This window comes from Clostridium isatidis (assembly GCF_002285495.1).
Classification (GTDB): Bacteria; Bacillota; Clostridia; order Clostridiales; family Clostridiaceae; genus Clostridium; species Clostridium isatidis.
The window spans coordinates 2,203,934-2,222,089 of the sequence record NZ_CP016786.1; the positions used below are offsets into that span (position 1 = coordinate 2,203,934).

An 18,156-nucleotide genomic window follows, 5' to 3' on the forward strand; every position below is an offset into this window, starting at 1 on the left:
TTATCGGATAAATTATAAATTACTTTATCACTTTATTAGTTTTTAATAATCTAACTATATTTTCACTTGTTCTTTCTATATTTTTAGATCCATCCTTTAGGGCCTCTTCTAAACTAATAATTCCAGGGAGAATACCAAAAATCGAACTTATTCCTAAATCATAAAGATCCTCTATGCCGTCCCCAACTTTTCCTGCCAAAGCTATTACAGGAATATCATATTTTTTAGCCAGCTTTGCTATACCTGCTATGGTCTTTCCAAACTTAGTCTGGATGTCTATGCTTCCTTCTCCTGTGAATACATAATCAGCCCCTTGAAGCTTTTCTTCTAATTTAGAATATTTAATAACTATATCTATCCCCTTATTTAATTTTGCATTGCAAAATCCTACTAGGGTTGAGCCTAAACCTCCAGCAGCTCCTGCCCCACTTATATTATCTATGTCTATATTAAATTCATCATAAACTAATTCTGCAAAATGTTTTAAATTTGAATCTAATATTTCTACCATTTCCTTAGTTGCGCCCTTTTGAGGCCCAAAAACATAGCTGGCTCCCCTTTCTCCAGTTAGGAGATTATTCACATCACAGGCTGCTTCTATTTTAATATCTCTTATTCTCTTATCAAAATTTGATAAATCTATTTTTGCTATCTTATTTAATTCTCCACCCCCAAAGGCTATTTCCTTATTTTCCTTATCTAAAAATCTTACTCCTAAAGCCTGAAGCATGCCAACACCTGCATCATTTGTCGCACTTCCCCCTAGGCCTATTATTATTCTATCTACTCCCTTATCTAAAACTGCTTTAATTAATTCTCCAGTTCCATAAGATGTTGTTAACATTGGATTTCTTTTTTCTCTTTCTACAAGATGAAGGCCGCTGGCCTCTGCCATTTCTATAATTCCTGTCTTATTATCTCCTAATATTCCATACCTTGCCTTAACCTTATTTCCTAAAGGTCCTAAGACTTCCTTATAATATATCCTTCCATTTGTAGCATCAACTAAGGATTGAAGAGTTCCTTCTCCTCCATCTGCCATTGGAACATAAATACATTCTGCATCTTGAATTGCCTTTTTTATTCCTTTCTCCATGGCCAAACAGACTTCCTTAGCAGTCATGCTTTCCTTAAAAGAATCTGGTGCTAATATAAACTTTTTCATTTTATACCTCCAACTATTTCTAATATAAATAGATAAAATCACTCAGAAAAATATTCCTCCGAGTGATCATATCTTATAATTAAAGGGCTGATTTAACTGCTGATGCTATTGTATCAACCTTTGGACCATATATAACTTGAATATGAGTATTTGATGTCTTTACTATACCAACTGCTCCTGTTGCCTTTAATTTAGCTTCATCAGTTTTATTCATATCCTTTATATCAACCCTTAGTCTAGTAAAGCAGTTATTTACTTCTACTATATTTTCACGTCCACCTAAGGCTTCTATAATTAATTCTTCCTTGCCATTTAAATTTCCTTTATTTTCTTCAGAAACTGAAGCTTCAGCCTCATCTCCTGCTTGAATTTGAATATTTTTCTTAGTTAAGTACGACTTGAATACGAAGAAATATATTAGTGCATAAACTAAACCAACTATTACTGTATAAATCCAATTAGATCCAGGAACCATTACTCCATATACAAGTAAGTCTATTATACCACCTTGAGTATTTCCTATACCTACATTTAATATTGCCATCAACATAAATGACAATCCAGCCATTACTGAATGGAATAGGAATAAGAATGGTGCTACAAATAGGAAGGCAAATTCTAAAGGTTCAGTAATTCCTGTTGTAAAGGAAGCTAAAACTCCTGCTATAAGTAATGCCTTAACTGCCTTTCTTCTTTCTGGCTTAGTAGTTTTATATATTGCATAAGCTGCTGCTGGAAGACCAAATACCATATATGGAATTTTACCTTGAGCCATATAAACTGTAAATTGTTTTAATTCACTGATATCAACAGTTCCGAAGAATTGGAAGAATATATTCCAAACTCCTTCTACTCCTTCATAAACTCCGCCTACTGCTGTAGTTCTGAAGATACCATTTAATATATGATGTAAGCCTGTTGGAATTAGTAATCTTTCAAAGAAACCAAATAGGAATACTCCTAAATTACCTAGGCTGGCAATACCATGACCAACTGAGTTGATTACATTTGAAATAGGTATCCAGATAAAAGGTAAGATTTGTCCAAGTAATGTAGCACATAAAACAACGACAATTGATACAAATCTCTTTCCACCAAAGAAGGCTATTGCTACAGGTAATTCTATATTATAATAACGGTTATGTAAGTAAGAAACTAATATACCAGCTATCATACCGCCTATAGCACCCATTTCTAAAGTGTCTGCAATACCAAGAACAGTTCCTAAACCTGTTTCACCAAAAGTTATTAAGCCTGATGTAATTAAGTTTGAGGCACTCCAAGTCATAATATAATAACCAATAAAACCTGCCATAGCTGCAATATGCTTTTCCTTTTTAGCTAGGCCCATAGAAATTGAAATTGCAAATAATACCGGTATTAAATCGAATACTTTAACACTCATTGATCTTATTAGAAATAGCACATAATAAATGTACTCGTTTTCTAAAAAGGGTAAAAATGCTTGTACTTGTGGTCTTGATAGTGCAGCTGTTAAACCATAAAGAATCCCTACTGCTGCTAAAGTTGCAATTGGAAGCATCAAGCTTCTACCAAATGCCTGGAAAAAATTCATTATTTTTTGTTTACGATTCATTTTCTTTCCCCCTATATTTAAGAATTAATTTTACAAGAAAGATATTGTGAATAATATCTTTCTTGTGATTTTATTAATTTAATTCTGGCCAGTAGCCTTTATTAGCTTCTATTAACTCATCAAGAATTTTGCGGGCTTTTTTGCCGTCAACAATTGTTCTATTTAAAGTTAATGCCTTTAAAGCCTTGTTGTAGGACTTTTCAAAATATGCATCAACTGCTAGTTTTTCATAAGCTAACTGCTGCTCTATCATTCCCTTATAGAAAGTATCTATCTTTCCAACTCCCATTGGTCTAGGTCCATTTGCTCCTAATAAGGCTGCTACCTCTACCATTGCATCATCTTGAATATTAGAAATTAAGCCGTTATTTTCAACTATCACGATATATTGTCTGTTTCTATTATGAGCAATAGATTCAGCTACTTCTACAATCATGTCTCCATGAGCATCATTATGAACTACATTTGTTGCTGCTGCAGTTCCAGCTTCTACAACCCTCCTGCATTCTTCAAATACTCTCTTTTCACGGTTGGCCATAACTTCATTTGCTCTTGTGAAGTTTGGATCTTGCTTTGAAACCTTATATTCTGGATAGTAGTAGTATTGAAGATATGTATTTGGAAGATATTCTGGATAATCTATTAGCATCTTTTCAACCATAGCATAAGTATCTAGCCAAGATTGATCTCTTTGTTCTGCATCTACTGGCTTAAATCCATTTTTATAAACCATTTCCTTAATTACAGGAACTAAATCTATACCATTCTTATCATATAGGTGAGTAAACCAGCCAAAATGATTTAACCCAAAGTAAACTGGTTCAAATTCATATGGATCCATATTTAGTAATCTTCCGTAAGACCTTAATAAGTTAACTGGCTGGTCGCATATATTTAGTATTTTCTTATCATTTGGAAATACTCTATTTAATGCTTCTGCAACTATAGCTGCTGGGTTTGTGTAGTTAATTATCCAAGCATCCTTAGAGCTTGCTCTTACATCATTAACCATCTCTATCATATCTCTTATTGAACGTAAGCCGTAAGCAAATCCTCCTGCTCCACAGGTTTCTTGTCCTACACATCCGTATTTAAGTGGAATTTTTTCATCTAATTCACGCATCTTATATCCGCCAGTTCTCATTTGACAGAAAACAAAATCTACATCCTTATAAGCAACTTCCTTATCTGTTGTATATTCAAATTGTAAATCTGGATAATTTTCTTTGAAAAAAATCTTTGCAAATTCTCCTATTACTGCTTGACGTTCAGCATTTATATCAAATAATACCAACTTATTTAATGGAAATTCATTTTTCTTTTTTGAAAGGCTGCTTAAAAGGCCTGGTGTCCAAGTACTTCCTCCGCCTACTATTACAACATTATATTTTTTCATTTTTAATTCCCCCTTGTTTTATTACAAAGCTATTTTTTATCTTAAGTTATTATTTTGTCTCTCAAGAAACATCTTTAATTTGTTTACAGCTTGAGTTTAACTTCTTATGATAACTTTTTCAATAAATCTCAAGCCTTTAGTAGCGTATTAAGCCTTTTGTCAAATGTTTCATCTAATGTAATTTATAACAGCTGGCATTTTTACTAGCTTTAGGGGGATTATAAAAATCTATGTCAGATATTTAAAATATTAAGATTTCTCCTTTCTACAAAGCGATTTATTATAACATGTAATATAAATAAAACTGGAATTCTTGATTTCATATCATAGGGGAACTTACTATCTTCATTTACATAAACCCTAAAATTAATATCTGCAATTTCAGAAATTTCATTATTGTCTATGTTGGTAATTGCTATTATTTTAGCTCCTTTACTTTTTGCTATTTGGATCATTTTTAAAACTTGATGTGTTCTCCCACTTAAACTGGCAACAAATAAAACATCCTTTTCTGTCATGGCTTCAGCTGCTAAGTAGGCAATGTGAGTATCTTCATAACAAATATTAAGTCTATTACAGGTTAATAAATATTTAGATATATATTGAAGGGCTGTGCTTGTTAATCCCTTGCCAAAAAAGTGAACATTTCTATTTTCAAGCAGCAAGTCAACAACCTTATCTACATCTTCCTCTGAAATTAAGCTGCTGGTCTGTTTAATTTCATAAAGATAGATGTCCTTTACCTTTTCAAGGCTGCTAAGTTCCTTAACTTCAATTTTTTCATGCTTCAGCTCTTCCCTTATTTTATATTTAAGCTCTGCAAAGCCTGATAAACCTATCTTCTTACATAACCTAATTATTGTTGCTGTAGATATAAAGGTATTTTTTGAAAGCTCCTGAACGCTCATATCAAGGACCTTTCTTTTATTTTTCTCGATATATTTTAAAACCTCAATTTCTGAATTGCTTAAGCTGTTTAAAATATCACTATTTAACCCCTTTATCACCTTAATCATCTCCTAATTTATTATTTTGAACTCTATTAAATAAAATTATTTAAAAATATATTAACATAATATTCTTTATAATGAACCCTTTAAGGAAGTTTTAATTTTTAGCTTTACTAATTTATATAAATAGCAATTTTCAAATTTTAACATTTAAGTAAAAATATATTGTATAATTAAAATAAATAAAAGATTCGTAATATAAAAGGAGAAAAGACTATGAAATTTAAAATTGGAAACATGAACTCACAAAAGATAATAAATAATATCTTTACTACTGCTTTAATATACTTCATAATTATTATACTTAAATTATTTATGGATTTGTCTATTGTTCCTGGAAAGGCTGTAGCTCCTGAAATGGTTAAATTCTACAATATTATTCACTCAATAAAAACTATAATGACACCTATTCTAGGAATAATTTTATTTAAATTAATATGTGAAATATTATATAAAATCCTTAAAGCCTGCGAAATAATTATTCAAAATGATAATAATAAAAATGATTAATTAATATAAAATCAATTTTAAGGAGGATGAAAAATGTCAGAAATACATAAGAATAATGACTTTAAAGATATAAATGAAGGCAGACGTTCAATACGTATATACGATAGCAGCGTAAAGATAAGTAAGGAGGAAATGACTCAAATTATTAATGAGGCAGTAAAGGCTCCTTCATCAATCAACATGCAGCCTTGGAGATTTGTTGTAGTAGAATCAGAGGAAGGCAAGGAAAAGTTACGACCTTTAGTTAGGTTTAATATTAATCAGTTAGAAACTTCTGCAGCCATGATAATAATTTTTGGAGATTTGCAAAGCTTTGATTATGCAGAAAAAATCTATTCAACAGCTGTTGAAAAAGGCTATATGCCTCAAGAAGTTAAGGATAAGCAATTAAGTACCTTTTCTAAGTATTACGAAACTATGAGCAGGGAAAAGAATATAGAAACTGTTTTAATAGATTGCGGCTTAGTTGCCATGAATTTAATGCTAGTTGCCAGATCTCACGGCTATGATACAAATGCCATCGGCGGCTTTGAAAAAGATAAAATTGCAGAAGCAGTTGGATTAGATAAGGATAGATATTATCCCGTTATGATTGTTGCCATAGGTAAAGCTAAGGATCCGGGATATCCTTCCTACAGACTACCTGCCGAAGAAATTACAAGCTGGTTATAAATATAAGTTAAAAAGACAGATTCATAATGAATCTGTCTTTTTTATCCCCTCTTATTTTAAATACCAGTATTCCTTATTATGTTCCATTAAATCATCTAAAACTAATTTAGCCTTTTCTGGATTTACTACTGTTCTATTTAAGGTTAAAGCTTGTAAAGCCTTCACATAGTTTTGCTCTAAGCATGCTTCTACTGTTAAGCGTTCATAAGCATGTTGACCTTCCATAAGTCCCTTATAGAATGGTTTAATTTCACCATATTTATAAGGATGAGCACCATCTTTTCCTACAGTACCTGACACTTCAACTATTGCATCTTCACTGAAGTTTGTTATTATTCCATTGTTTCTGCTCATTAATATAAATTCATTATTTAGGTCATAAGCAATTGATTCAGCTAATTCAACCATTAGGTTACCAAATACACTGTCACTTATGATTTCTATATCTTCAATATTATCTGTTCCTACAGCCTTGCTGCAAATTTCCCAAATTTCCTTTTCCCTGCTGTCTCTTGCCTCATCAGCTCTAGTATAATTTGGATCACTTTCTGCAACTATTTCTTCTGGGAAGAAGTAATATTGTAGATAAGTCGTTGGAATATATTCATCAAAGAATTTTAAATATTTATTTACTCTTAGGTAAGTGTCTAACCAAGATTTTGATCTTTGTTCTGCATTATATGGTTTAAAATCATGGTCTCTTAGGTAATTTCTTAATTTTTCAAAGTGATTATTTCCATGAATATCCCATAGGTCTGTGAACCATCCAAAATGATTTAAGCCAAAGTAAGTTGCCCTTAAGTCCTCTTGTGGAACTCCTAAAATCTTTGCAAAGGATCTCATTAGGGAGTATGGCTGGTCACATAGATTTAATAGTCTTTTATCATCTGGGAATACCTTATCTAAAGCTAAGGCTACTATTGCTGCTGGATTTGTATAATTTAATATCCAGGTATCCTTTGAATGCTTACGCACTTGATTAACCATTTCAATCATTGCATTTATAGATCTCATTCCATATGCAAATCCGCCAGGTCCACAGGTTTCTTGTCCTACTAAACCATATTTTAATGGGATTTTTTCATCAAGACTTCTCATTTCCCCTTTACCTACACGCATTTGGCAGAATACATAGTCTGTTCTTTCATAAGCTACATCTGGATCTGTTGTAAATACAACTTCTGTTTCTGGACTAAAGTGCTTAAGCACTAATCTTATATAGTCCTCCATTTTTGATGTTCTTTCATCATCTATATCATAAAAAATTATCTTCTTTAAAGGAAATCTATCCTTCATTTTAACTAAACTTCCAACTAAGGCTGGTGTTCTTGCGCTTCCTGCTCCAGTTACTGTTATAATATTGCTACTTCTCATATCTAACTCCACCTTTTCTTTTATAAATTTTGTAATTTTACAAATAAATTTATTTTTCTAATTCTTCATCCACAGCATTTCTAACAAATTCAACTAATGGTCCATAAACTATGTGAATATGTTTTGGTGCTGGGAAGAAAATTCCTGTACATCCTGATTCCTCTAAGATCTTCTTGTCTACTTCTTTAACATCTCCTAAATCTATTCTTAAACGAGTAATACAGTTATCAACATTTTTAATGTTAGATCTTCCCCCTAGACCCTTAACAACAAGTTTCGCTATTTCATCATATCTCTTTTCTTTGATTAATGTGTTTTCAACTGAAGGCACATCTTCTCTACCTGGAGTTTTAAGGTCTAATTTTAAGATCATAAACTTAAAGATAAAGTAAGTTACTACTGCTAAAACTAATCCTATAAGCACAAAGCTTAGCCAATTTGTCTTTTCATATAATAAACCGAAGATTGCAAAGTCAAATATTGTTCCTCTAATATATCCAATTCCTACATTTGCGAAGGAAATTGCTACTGCTCCTATACCTACTATACATGCATAAATTACATATAATAGTGGTGAAATAAATACGAAGGAGAATTCTAACGGTTCAGTAACATTACCTAATAAAGCTGTTAGCACACAAGTTAACATTAAAGATTTAACCATTGGTCTATTTTCCTTGTGGGATGTTTTATACATTGCTAAAGCTATTGCTGGGAAGGCAAATAAGGTTACTAGCATTTGTTGTTGTGCCATAAATCTTGTTAATTTAGGCATCATGCTCCAGTATTCGCTGTCTGGTCCTAAATTGAATAGGATTTCATTTAAGGTTGGAACAACTCCAACATAAGTTTCTCCATTGATTATGTAAGTTCCACCTGCTTCAGTAAATCTAAATAATGCATTCCATAAGTGGTGTAATCCAAATGGTATAAATAATCTTTCACCTGCTGCTGTAAAGAATGGTCCAACTGGACTTAAGAATACTACTGATAGATTAGTTAATAATCCAACTGCTGCTTCCCAAATAAATGGAATTCCTAAACCTATAGCTACCATTATTCCCATTGTTATAATAGGAACTGATTTTTTACCTGCAAAGAAAGCTAAAGCTATTGGTAATTCTAACTTATAGAACTTATCAGTTGCCCAGGCTGCTACTCCGCCGGCAATAATACCTCCTAAGGCATTAACATTCATTGTTTGAATTCCTAGAACTTTTATTTGACCGAATTGGCTCATAACATCTGCATCAACTAGCTTACCAGTTACATTTAACCATACGTTCATTGTAATAATTAAAATCAAATAACCAAGGACTGAAGCAAAAACTGCAATTCCCTTGTCCTTTTTAGACATACCATAAGCAACACCCATAGCAAATAATAAAGGTATATTATCAAAAATAGCACTTGCTATAGTTCTTATACTAACTAAAGTTGTATTAATAGCTTCATTACCTAATACCGGAAATCTAGCAATCATATATGATTGAACAAGAGCTCCTGTTATACCTAAAATCATACCTACTGGAGCCATAACTCCGATAGGAAGCAATAAAGTTCTACCAAATTGTTGAATTTTTTGGCTTAATTCTTTTCTCATTATTCTTCCTCCATTTACCATCTTACTTAATATACAAAATATAATTTCTTTTTAGAGCGCCCTTTTCGATTTTAATTTTATATTTAAATTTAAACATTTACAATAAGTTTGAAGGATACTCTTTTCCTATCTAAATACCTAGGTCAGGCAAAATGACCTAGGTCAGAAACAAAAAATAGCCCTAAACTAGAGCTATTTTTTTATATATTCTTTAATTGTATTCACAAGCATCTCAATAACTAAAAAGATCCCTATTCTAGAACTGCTGTCATTAAATTTAGTTTCTGTTTCGTCAGATACGCAAGCAAAGGTATAATCACTTATCTTGGCTAGTTCATTTGTACCAAAGGAAGTTATTGCAAGGGTTTTACAGCCCTTCATCTTGGCAATATTAGCTATTTCTAAAATCTTGCTTGTCTTACCTGATAGGGATATTAATATTACCATTTCATCCTTTTCTAAGGTGTTCCCTACAATGGTCGATAAGTTATAATCTTGAACATAGATACACTTAATTCCTAAGGTTAAAAGCATATGGTTTAAATGGTGTCCTGCAGCCTTGCTTGTTCCCCTTGCAAAGACATAAACAGCCTTGGCCTTTATTATTTCCTTTGCGATATTTTTATATAAAGCTATATCTATAACCTTAAAGGTTCTTTCTATATTTTCCTTTAAGCTATACTGCAAATCTTCTAGTAATTTATTTGAATTTTCATTATTGTATGAGGTTTTAAGATAATATTTTAAGTCTGAAAAACCTTCAAAACCTAACTTTTGAGCTAAATTTATTATTACAGTCTTTGATGTAAAGGTGGCTTTAGCCAGGTCATTTATCTTCATTGTCATAACCTTTTGTTCATTATGATAAATATAAGTAAAAACCTTTTGTTCACTATTTGTCAATGTATTAAATAACCTAGCTAAATGTTCCATAATAACTCCTTATTTTCTAAATTTATATACTACATCACAAACTAAGTCAACAACTCTCTTATCAAAAACACTAGGTATTATATAATCTGGATTTAAATCAGCTTCATCTATACATCCTGCAATTGCCCTTGCAACTTCCAGCTGAATTTCTTTGCTTATTTTATTAATACGTGCCTTTAAAGCTCCCTTAATTATCCCTGGAAAAACTAATAAATTATTTATTTGATTAGGATAATCACTTCTTCCAGTAGCTATAACCTTTACATCAGCTTCACGAGCTGTTTCAGGCATTATTTCTGGAGTTGGGTTTGCTAAGGCAAATATAATAGCGTCCTTATTCATTGATAGAGCCATTTCCTTAGTTACAATGTTAGCTGCACTAACTCCTATAAAGGCATCTGCTCCTTCTAGAGCATCCTTTAATGTGCCTTCTTTACCCTTATTGAATTTATCGGCACATTTTCTTTGATAATCGTTAGAAGCGTTTTCATGAGTTATTATACCATACCTGTCACAAATTACAATGTTCTTAAAACCTGCTTCATAAATCAAGTTTGATATGGCAATGCCTGCAGCTCCAGCTCCATTAACTACAATTTTCATATCATAATCCTTCTTAAGAAGCTTCTTAGCATTTAACAAGGCTGCTAAGGTTACTATGGCTGTCCCATGCTGATCATCATGAAAGACTGGTATATCGCATATTTCATTTAATCTTTCTTCTATTTCAAAACATCTTGGAGCACTTATATCTTCTAAATTAATAGCCCCAAAACTTCCTTCTAAAAGCTTTATTGTATTAACTATTGTATTTACATCCTTATCCTTTATGCATAATGGAAAGGCATCTACCCCTGCAAACTCTTTAAATAATACGCATTTTCCTTCCATTACAGGCATAGCTGCTAGTGGTCCAATATCTCCTAAGCCAAGAACAGCACTGCCATCAGTAATAACTGCAACTAAGTTGCCCCTTCTTGTATATTCATAGGATAAATTCTCATCTTTTTGAATTTCTAAGCAGGGATGGGCTACTCCAGGAGTATAAGCTACTGCTAAATCTTCATTATTTTTTATATCGCATCTGCTTATTACTTCAATTTTACCCTTCCATTTGCTATGTGCTTCTAAGCTTTTTTCTTTCATATCTATCACTCTCCTCATTTGTATAATAGGTTCTCTTCCCTTTTATTTCAATAGTTTGAGGCAATTTAAGACCTAAGTAACTTTTTATATAAATCCTATTATAATTCAATTATTTTCAAAAAATGAAATAATTATATATGTTCTTGCCTTTATTAATTAATAATTATATAATAATGTTTTGTAGTTATGAAAACTTTTATCAATTATACATTTATATAAATTTTTACAAAGGGGGAATGGTCATGACAAAAGATATGACAAGAGGAAATCCTATAAAACTAATCTTAACCTTTTCTCTTCCGCTACTTATAGGTAATGTTTTTCAACAGTTTTATAACATGGCTGATACTATAATTGTTGGTAAGTTTTTAGGGGTTAATGCTTTAGCTGCAGTTGGTTCAACTGGAGCCCTATCCTTTTTAGTAATTGGATTTGTTATTGGATTAACTGGAGGTTTTGGAGTATTAGTTTCTCAAAAGTTTGGTGCAGGTAATAAAGAAGGAGTAAAAAAAGCTTTTGCAAGTTCCTTAGTTTTATCTGCTATTATGACTGTAATAATTACAATTATCAGTGTAATTACTGTTAAGCCTCTTCTAATACTTATGAATACACCAGATAATATTTTAGATGATGCTCTAGCTTACATTATTGTGATTTATGCAGGTATTGCAGCAACTGTATTTTATAATATCCTTTCCAGTGTTCTAAGAGCCCTTGGAGATAGTAAAACTCCATTATATTTCTTAATTATTTCTTCACTTTTAAATATAGTTTTAGATATTGTATTTATAAGAAGCTTTGGAATGGGTCCAGAAGGAGCAGCTTATGCAACTGTTATTTCCCAGGGAATTTCTGCAATTTTATGTATGATATATATAGTAAAAAAATTTCCAATCTTAAGATTAAAGAAAGAACACTGGAGAATAGACCCTAATTATGCAAAAACTCAGCTAAGAATTGGTATTCCAATGGCCCTTCAATTTGCCATAACTGCTGCTGGTGCTGTTATTCTACAAGCTGCCCTAAATGGCTTTGGTTCAATAAAAATAGCAGCTTATACTGCAGCCTTAAAGGTTCAGCAAGTGTTTATGCAGCCTTCTATTTCCTTTGGAGTTACAATGGCTACCTATGCTGGCCAAAACCTTGGAGCTGGAAAAATAGATCGTATAAAGGACGGAGTTAAAAAGGGAGTTATTATAAGCATAATAGTAAGTATAAGCTCTACCCTTATAGTTTTAATATTTGGAACTGCCTTTATAAAGATGTTTGTAAGTGCTAATGATGTTGAAGTAATAGAAACAGCAAAACATTACTTAAATACAGTTTCTATCTTCTATATACCTTTAGGCTTAATCTTTATATTTAGAAACACCCTTCAAGGTATTGGAGATAGTTTTGTACCTATGATGGCTGGCTTTGCTGAAATGGTAGCTAGAACAGTAGTTGCCTTTACTCTTCCAAAGCTATTAGATTTTACAGGAATAGCTTTAGCTGATCCTGCTGCTTGGATAGCTGCTGCTGTTCCTTTGACACTTACTTATATCAAGAGAATAAATTCAATGATGAAAGAAAAGGAATTAAGTCCAGCAACTGAACAATAAAAAAGAAGAGCCTTGCTGCTCTTCTTTTTTATTTTAATTTTACAGTATGACTTTACTAAATTATCTTTCTTATCCTGCTATTAAGCTGTCTTTTTTAGAATTATTAATTAAAGAAGATCCTCCAATTAAAGATAGGGCAACTACAGCTCCTCCAAAAATCCCTGATAAAGATGTTCCAAAAGCAGTATCAGAATTTTTTAAAGAATAGTCTGGCAGAATTGCAATAGCTTTTTGGAAGCTATCAAGTTTTTTATAAAACTCGCTAGAACTTTCTATTTCTATAGAGCCAGTAATTTTACTTATGGACCATTCAAGACCATCTGGATATTCAGAGCCTGCTAAAGAAAGAGCTCCTGCAGTTAATATTGCTGTTGCTGAAAGAGCAGCAATTAGTTTATTAAAGGATAACTTAGCCTTTTTTTCTTCCTCTCTCTTTCCTCCCCAGATTAATTCTGCTCTTGCTTCATATACAAAGGAAAGCACTCCCGCAGTTATAAAGCCTTCTACTAGGCCAATTGCCAAATGAATAGGCTGAATTACGGATATAAAATCAACAAAAGGTAATTGAGAATTTCCTGAAGCTAAGGCTTCAAGAGCTACAGAGAAGGCTCCAAGCTGTAAGCTTATTATTGAAGCTATAATAGATGCTATAATAATCCTCTTCTTTGATACTCCCCCCTTCATAATAGGCTTCCATATGAAAAGTCCTCCAACAATACAGCTATAAAAGGCAATATTCCATATATTACAGCCTAAGGCTAAAATTCCCCCATCTGCAAAGAGCAAAGCTTGTACTAGTAATATTCCAGCCATGGTTAAGAAAGCCGCATAAGGTCCTAATAAGGCAGCTAGTAATATTCCTCCGCAAAGGTGGCCTGAAGAACCTGTTCCTGGGATTGTAAAATTAACCATTTGGGCTGCAAAAACAAAGGCTCCAGCAGCTCCCATCATTGCAGTCCTTTCTGGACTATTTTCTAATTTAATCTTTTTTATTGAATATCCTGCTACCGCCGTAGAACAGGAATACATTAGCCCTGCGACTGCTGGACTAATAAGGTTATTTACCATATGCATTTTATCTCCTCCTTTTATCCCTTTCTCCCCTATTCTAAATAGTTAAATAGACATACTCTTTATTTCCTTATATTGTTTTAAGTCAACATACAATTCTTCTAAATATGGATTGCGCTTTGTTTTCTTGATCTTATATAGCATATAAATAGTTACAGCTACATTAGCAATAAGAGCTAATAAACTTATAATAAATAACCAGCTTTCACTATAACTTGATGCTACTGCAAATTTACCTTCATCAATAAAGGATGGAAAGGTTTGGGCAAACATGCACCATAGTGCTAGAGTATGGGCCCTATGTTGAAGCCAGGCTCCCTTTCCAACAGTGAAGGCACATAAAGTTGGAGCAAGAAGTAAGGCAAAACCGCAATACCAGGAATGACCAGGAAGGCAGTTATAGGTATAGGCAAAATTCCATAGGTCATAGGCTAAAATCCAAAACCATAGCATATCTGGCCAAAGCATGTCTTGACTCTTATCCTTAGCTGTCTTTTTACGAATACAAATTCCTACCCAGCCGCTTATAGTTATAATATTTAAGATACCAGCCAAGGCATTCATATAATTCCATGACCCTCCCAATACATACATATTTCCATCTGTAAGAATTCCGCCTCCAGTATATTTAAGGCCGATTTCAATATCACGAATTACTGCTTCAAGAATATTAATTGCTAAAATCAATGGAGGAAAGGCAAGGAAAATTTTTCTTCTTCCCCCTTTTAAATACCTTATGCACCAAAAGCCAATACAGCCTGCTGTTGAGGAATATACCTTTGCTAAATGGAACCAATCTGTATAAGTCTTATCCTTTAAGACTGTAAACCATAAAACTGAAAGGACTGTTGGCAGAATAACAAAACAAATAAAGCCGCAAATTTTAGACCGCCTTGATATTTCATTTAATAAAAATAAACTTAGAAATACTGCTATCCAAACAAACCATACAGAAGCAAAGCTAGCTCCTGCTTCATAATTAAAAGTAAACATATTCCAACCCTCTTTATTAATTATTTTTAATCTTAATAACAGACAATTTCCTTAATAAAAAACTCCCTGCCCCCTAGTATTTCATAGTTTTTACTATTACATTTGGGGCATATTCCTTTGTTCTTAATTAAAGCAAAAACCTTATTACAATCTTTACATAAGGCGTTGGCAGGCAGTACTTGTATTTCTAGTTTTGAATCTTCTAAGATGCTTCCTTCTATTGCTGCTGGATATAGATTTTTCATATATCTAGGAACTACAGAGGAGAGTTCCCCTATCTGTAAGACTAGAGTTTCAATTTTCTTTACATCATTTTCCCTTGCAAACTTTTCTACAGTTTTAACCACCTCAAATAAAACACCTATTTCATGCATATAAACTCTCCTCAATACTAAATACTATCTGCTCCTCTTTAATACTTTCTTAGCCTTTTTAAGGACAATTCTTCCCTTACGCTTAATAACATTTTTAATAACTACTGGCTTTAGATCTTCAAAGGCAACCCCTTCTGCATCATATTTTCTAACGAGAGAAATGGCATCAAATTTACATCTTGTTGTGCAGGCACCACAGCCTACACATAAGAATTCATCAACAACCGTTGCTCCACAGCTTAGGCAGCGCTCTGTTTCCTTTTTAAGCTGTTCTTCTGTAAAGGTTAGTCTTAAGTCCTTAAAGCTTTCCCTTGCCTTTTTACCATCTACATGATTTGTCCTCTGCCTTGGAATATTATCATAGCCTTCAAGAAGAATATTCTCCTTATCAAAGGCCTTATATTTCCTTCTGTCACGGCCTATTACTAGGCTTTGACCTGGATGAACAAAGCGATGAATGGAAATTGCCCCTTCCTTTCCTGCCGCTATGGCATCAATAGCAAATTTAGGCCCTGTAAATACATCTCCTCCTACAAAAACATCCTTTTCCTCAGTCTGATAAGTAAAGGAATCTGCCTTTACTGTATTATTAGGATTTAATTCTATCTTGCTGCCTTCAAGGAGACCGCCCCAGTCAATAGCTTGTCCAACAGAAAGAATTATTGTATCAGCCTTAACTGTTATAGTTTCTTCCTCATCATATTTTGGATTAAATTTATTATTTTCATCAAAGACTGAAAGGCACTTTTTAAATTCTATTCCTTTTACCTTTCCATCTTCTGTTATTATTCTCTTTGGTCCCCAGGAGTTGTTTATTATAATTCCTTCAGATAAACTTTCTTCAATCTCTTCCTCTAAAGCTGGCATTTCTTCTGGCTTTTCTAAGCAGTAGATGCTAATCTTCTTTCCTCCAGCCCTTACTGCTGTTCTTGCTACATCTATGGCAACATTGCCTCCTCCTATTACAACTACATCTTCCTTAAGCTCTAGCTTTTCCCCTAAATTAACCTTTCGCAAGAAATCAATTCCTGAAATAACTCCTTCTGCCTCTTCTCCCTCTATTCCAAGCTTCCTTCCTGCCTGAGCACCAATTGCTATATAAAAGGCTTCATAGCCTTCCTCTCTTAAATCTTGCAATCTTAAATCCTTACCAACTTCAATTCCTGTTTTAAATTCAACTCCCAATTCTTTTAGGATATTAATTTCAGCCTCAACTACATTTTTTTCTAATCTAAAGGACGGAATTCCTAAGGTAAGCATACCCCCTAAGACCCTTTCCTTTTCAAATACTGTTACCTTATAGCCCTCAACAGCCAAGTAATAAGCACAGGAAAGGCCTGCTGCTCCAGAACCTACTACTGCAATTTTTTTATTATAGTTATTTTTTATCTTAGGAATAAATCTGTGTTCTGCATTTAAGTCCTGTTCTGCAATAAATTTCTTTATTTCATCTATGGCAATAGGGTCATCTATATCTCCCCTAGTGCAGGCTGATTCGCATTTTCTTGGGCATATCCTTCCACAGACTGCTGGGAAAGGATTTTCCTTTTTAATTAATTCTAAGGCCTCCCTATATCTTCCCTGGGAAGCTAATTTTATATACCCTTGAACTGCTATATGGGCAGGGCATTCTGTCTTACAAGGACTTGTTCCCCTCTCAGTTACATTTTCCCTATTAATTCTATAGTCTGAATTCCACTTATCAGGTCCCCATTCTGTATCCCTTGGAGTTTCATATTCCTTTTCCTCAGGAGGATTAATTTCACATAATTTTGGTCCTAACTTTAGGGCATTAACTGGACATACTGCCACACATTCTCCACAGGCAACGCATTTATCCTTATTGACTGAAGAAACATAATTTGAGCGGACCATATCAGAATTTTTAAACATTCCAGCAGATCTTAAGGAAAGGCAGGAACAGCCGCAGCAGTTACAAATAGCATGGGTTTTGCCTGAACCATCAAGGTTTGGTATTTGATGCATAAGCCCATTTTCTTCAGCCCTTCTTATTATTTCAAAGGCTTCTTCCCTGCTTATTTGACGGCCTCTGCCTGTTCTAATATAATACTCAGCAGCATGTCCCATTTGAATGCACATGTCTTCTGCCAAGTGGCCGCAGCCTTCTCCCATTACCCTTCTTGATACACGGCAAGAACAGTCTGAAACACTAAAGATAGTATTGTCGTTAAGGTATTTTGAAACTTCCTCATAGGAAGCCCTTCTTGTTTCTCCATCAATTGCCTTTTCTATAGGAATAACTCTCATTAAGCCCACTCCTACTGGAAAGGCTCCTGCTGACTTAGGTCCCCTTACCCTTCCATAAGCTTCAAAGGCCTCTGCAATTTGAGGGTATTTTTCAACATTCTTTTTGTTATTAACCATCATTTCCATAATGCCTGGAACCCAAGTGTCATACCAGAAAGTATCAACTCCATTTATATTGTTAACAAAACATACTCCTACCTCTGCTAATTGGTATAGAAGTCTCTCTGTTTCTTCTACTGATTTGCCGCATTTTGGAGCAAGTTCCTTTGCAGTAGTTTTTTCTCTTATCTTCATGCAAAGAGCAACTTCTGCCATTTCATCAGTTACAACCGGTTCCAAAATTAAATATTCTGGATCTGTTGCCTTTATTTCATTTTTTGAGCCACGCTTCTTTCTGCTTATATGATTAGCCAGATCCAGCACCTTTTCTTTTACCATATAAC

Annotated in this window: 15 protein-coding genes; 3 read left to right on the forward strand and 12 right to left on the reverse strand. The window is 33.4% G+C overall.

What is annotated here, in order from left to right; all coding sequences use genetic code 11:
- Positions 1-19 precede the first annotated feature (19 nt).
- The 4 genes from BEN51_RS10390 to BEN51_RS10405 all read right to left on the reverse strand — a co-directional run bounded on the left by BEN51_RS10390 (position 20) and on the right by BEN51_RS10405 (position 5,165).
- Positions 20-1,165, reverse strand: coding sequence for a glycerate kinase family protein (locus BEN51_RS10390; protein ID WP_119865998.1), 1,146 nt, complete (start codon positions 1,163-1,165; stop codon positions 20-22).
- Positions 1,166-1,244: 79 nt separating this feature from the next.
- Positions 1,245-2,762: a PTS transporter subunit EIIC gene (locus tag BEN51_RS10395; protein WP_119865999.1), complete on the reverse strand. Its 1,518-nt coding sequence runs from the start codon at positions 2,760-2,762 to the stop codon at positions 1,245-1,247.
- Positions 2,763-2,835: 73 nt separating this feature from the next.
- Entirely contained in the window at positions 2,836-4,158 is a 1,323-nt protein-coding gene (locus tag BEN51_RS10400; protein ID WP_119866000.1) for a 6-phospho-alpha-glucosidase, read from the reverse strand.
- A gap of 233 nt (positions 4,159-4,391) precedes the next feature.
- Complete coding sequence (locus BEN51_RS10405) at positions 4,392-5,165, reverse strand: MurR/RpiR family transcriptional regulator (RefSeq protein ID WP_164704107.1); 774 nt, start codon at positions 5,163-5,165, stop codon at positions 4,392-4,394.
- Between the two features lie 219 nt (positions 5,166-5,384).
- Here BEN51_RS10405 and BEN51_RS10410 point away from each other — a divergent pair, with 219 nt between their 5' ends.
- Positions 5,385-5,678: a hypothetical protein gene (locus BEN51_RS10410; protein WP_119866002.1), complete on the forward strand. Its 294-nt coding sequence runs from the start codon at positions 5,385-5,387 to the stop codon at positions 5,676-5,678.
- A 33-nt stretch (positions 5,679-5,711) separates the two neighbouring features.
- Positions 5,712-6,350 (forward strand): nitroreductase family protein, encoded by a 639-nt coding sequence (locus tag BEN51_RS10415; RefSeq protein WP_119866003.1) that lies wholly within the window; start codon positions 5,712-5,714, stop codon positions 6,348-6,350.
- A gap of 51 nt (positions 6,351-6,401) precedes the next feature.
- Here the strand turns inward: BEN51_RS10415 and BEN51_RS10420 are convergent, their stop codons facing one another.
- The 4 genes from BEN51_RS10420 to BEN51_RS10435 all read right to left on the reverse strand — a co-directional run bounded on the left by BEN51_RS10420 (position 6,402) and on the right by BEN51_RS10435 (position 11,406).
- Positions 6,402-7,724, reverse strand: coding sequence for a family 4 glycosyl hydrolase (locus BEN51_RS10420; protein ID WP_119866004.1), 1,323 nt, complete (start codon positions 7,722-7,724; stop codon positions 6,402-6,404).
- A 49-nt stretch (positions 7,725-7,773) separates the two neighbouring features.
- On the reverse strand, positions 7,774-9,327 hold the full coding sequence (locus BEN51_RS10425) for a PTS transporter subunit EIIC (RefSeq protein WP_207652767.1): 1,554 nt from the start codon (positions 9,325-9,327) through the stop codon (positions 7,774-7,776).
- A gap of 192 nt (positions 9,328-9,519) precedes the next feature.
- Positions 9,520-10,260: a MurR/RpiR family transcriptional regulator gene (locus tag BEN51_RS10430; RefSeq protein ID WP_119866005.1), complete on the reverse strand. Its 741-nt coding sequence runs from the start codon at positions 10,258-10,260 to the stop codon at positions 9,520-9,522.
- Between the two features lie 9 nt (positions 10,261-10,269).
- Positions 10,270-11,406 carry an NAD(P)-dependent malic enzyme gene (locus tag BEN51_RS10435; RefSeq protein WP_335621835.1) on the reverse strand — a complete coding sequence of 379 codons (1,137 nt, stop codon included), beginning with the start codon at positions 11,404-11,406 and terminating at the stop codon, positions 10,270-10,272.
- 242 nt (positions 11,407-11,648) lie between these two features.
- Between BEN51_RS10435 and BEN51_RS10440 the strand changes: the two genes are divergently transcribed.
- The gene (locus BEN51_RS10440; RefSeq protein WP_119866006.1) at positions 11,649-13,007 is read left to right on the forward strand and encodes an MATE family efflux transporter; all 1,359 of its coding nucleotides are present in this window, start codon (positions 11,649-11,651) and stop codon (positions 13,005-13,007) included.
- A gap of 69 nt (positions 13,008-13,076) precedes the next feature.
- Here the strand turns inward: BEN51_RS10440 and BEN51_RS10445 are convergent, their stop codons facing one another.
- The 4 genes from BEN51_RS10445 to BEN51_RS10460 are packed head-to-tail and all read right to left on the reverse strand — an operon-like array spanning position 13,077 to position 18,151.
- The gene (locus tag BEN51_RS10445) at positions 13,077-14,081 is read right to left on the reverse strand and encodes an energy-coupling factor ABC transporter permease (RefSeq protein ID WP_119866007.1); all 1,005 of its coding nucleotides are present in this window, start codon (positions 14,079-14,081) and stop codon (positions 13,077-13,079) included.
- Between the two features lie 42 nt (positions 14,082-14,123).
- On the reverse strand, positions 14,124-15,071 hold the full coding sequence (locus BEN51_RS10450) for a DUF5692 family protein (protein ID WP_119866008.1): 948 nt from the start codon (positions 15,069-15,071) through the stop codon (positions 14,124-14,126).
- Positions 15,072-15,103: 32 nt separating this feature from the next.
- Complete coding sequence (locus tag BEN51_RS10455; protein ID WP_119866009.1) at positions 15,104-15,445, reverse strand: hydrogenase maturation nickel metallochaperone HypA/HybF; 342 nt, start codon at positions 15,443-15,445, stop codon at positions 15,104-15,106.
- 24 nt (positions 15,446-15,469) lie between these two features.
- Positions 15,470-18,151, reverse strand: coding sequence for an FAD-dependent oxidoreductase (locus tag BEN51_RS10460; protein ID WP_119866010.1), 2,682 nt, complete (start codon positions 18,149-18,151; stop codon positions 15,470-15,472).
- Positions 18,152-18,156: the final 5 nt, after the last annotated feature.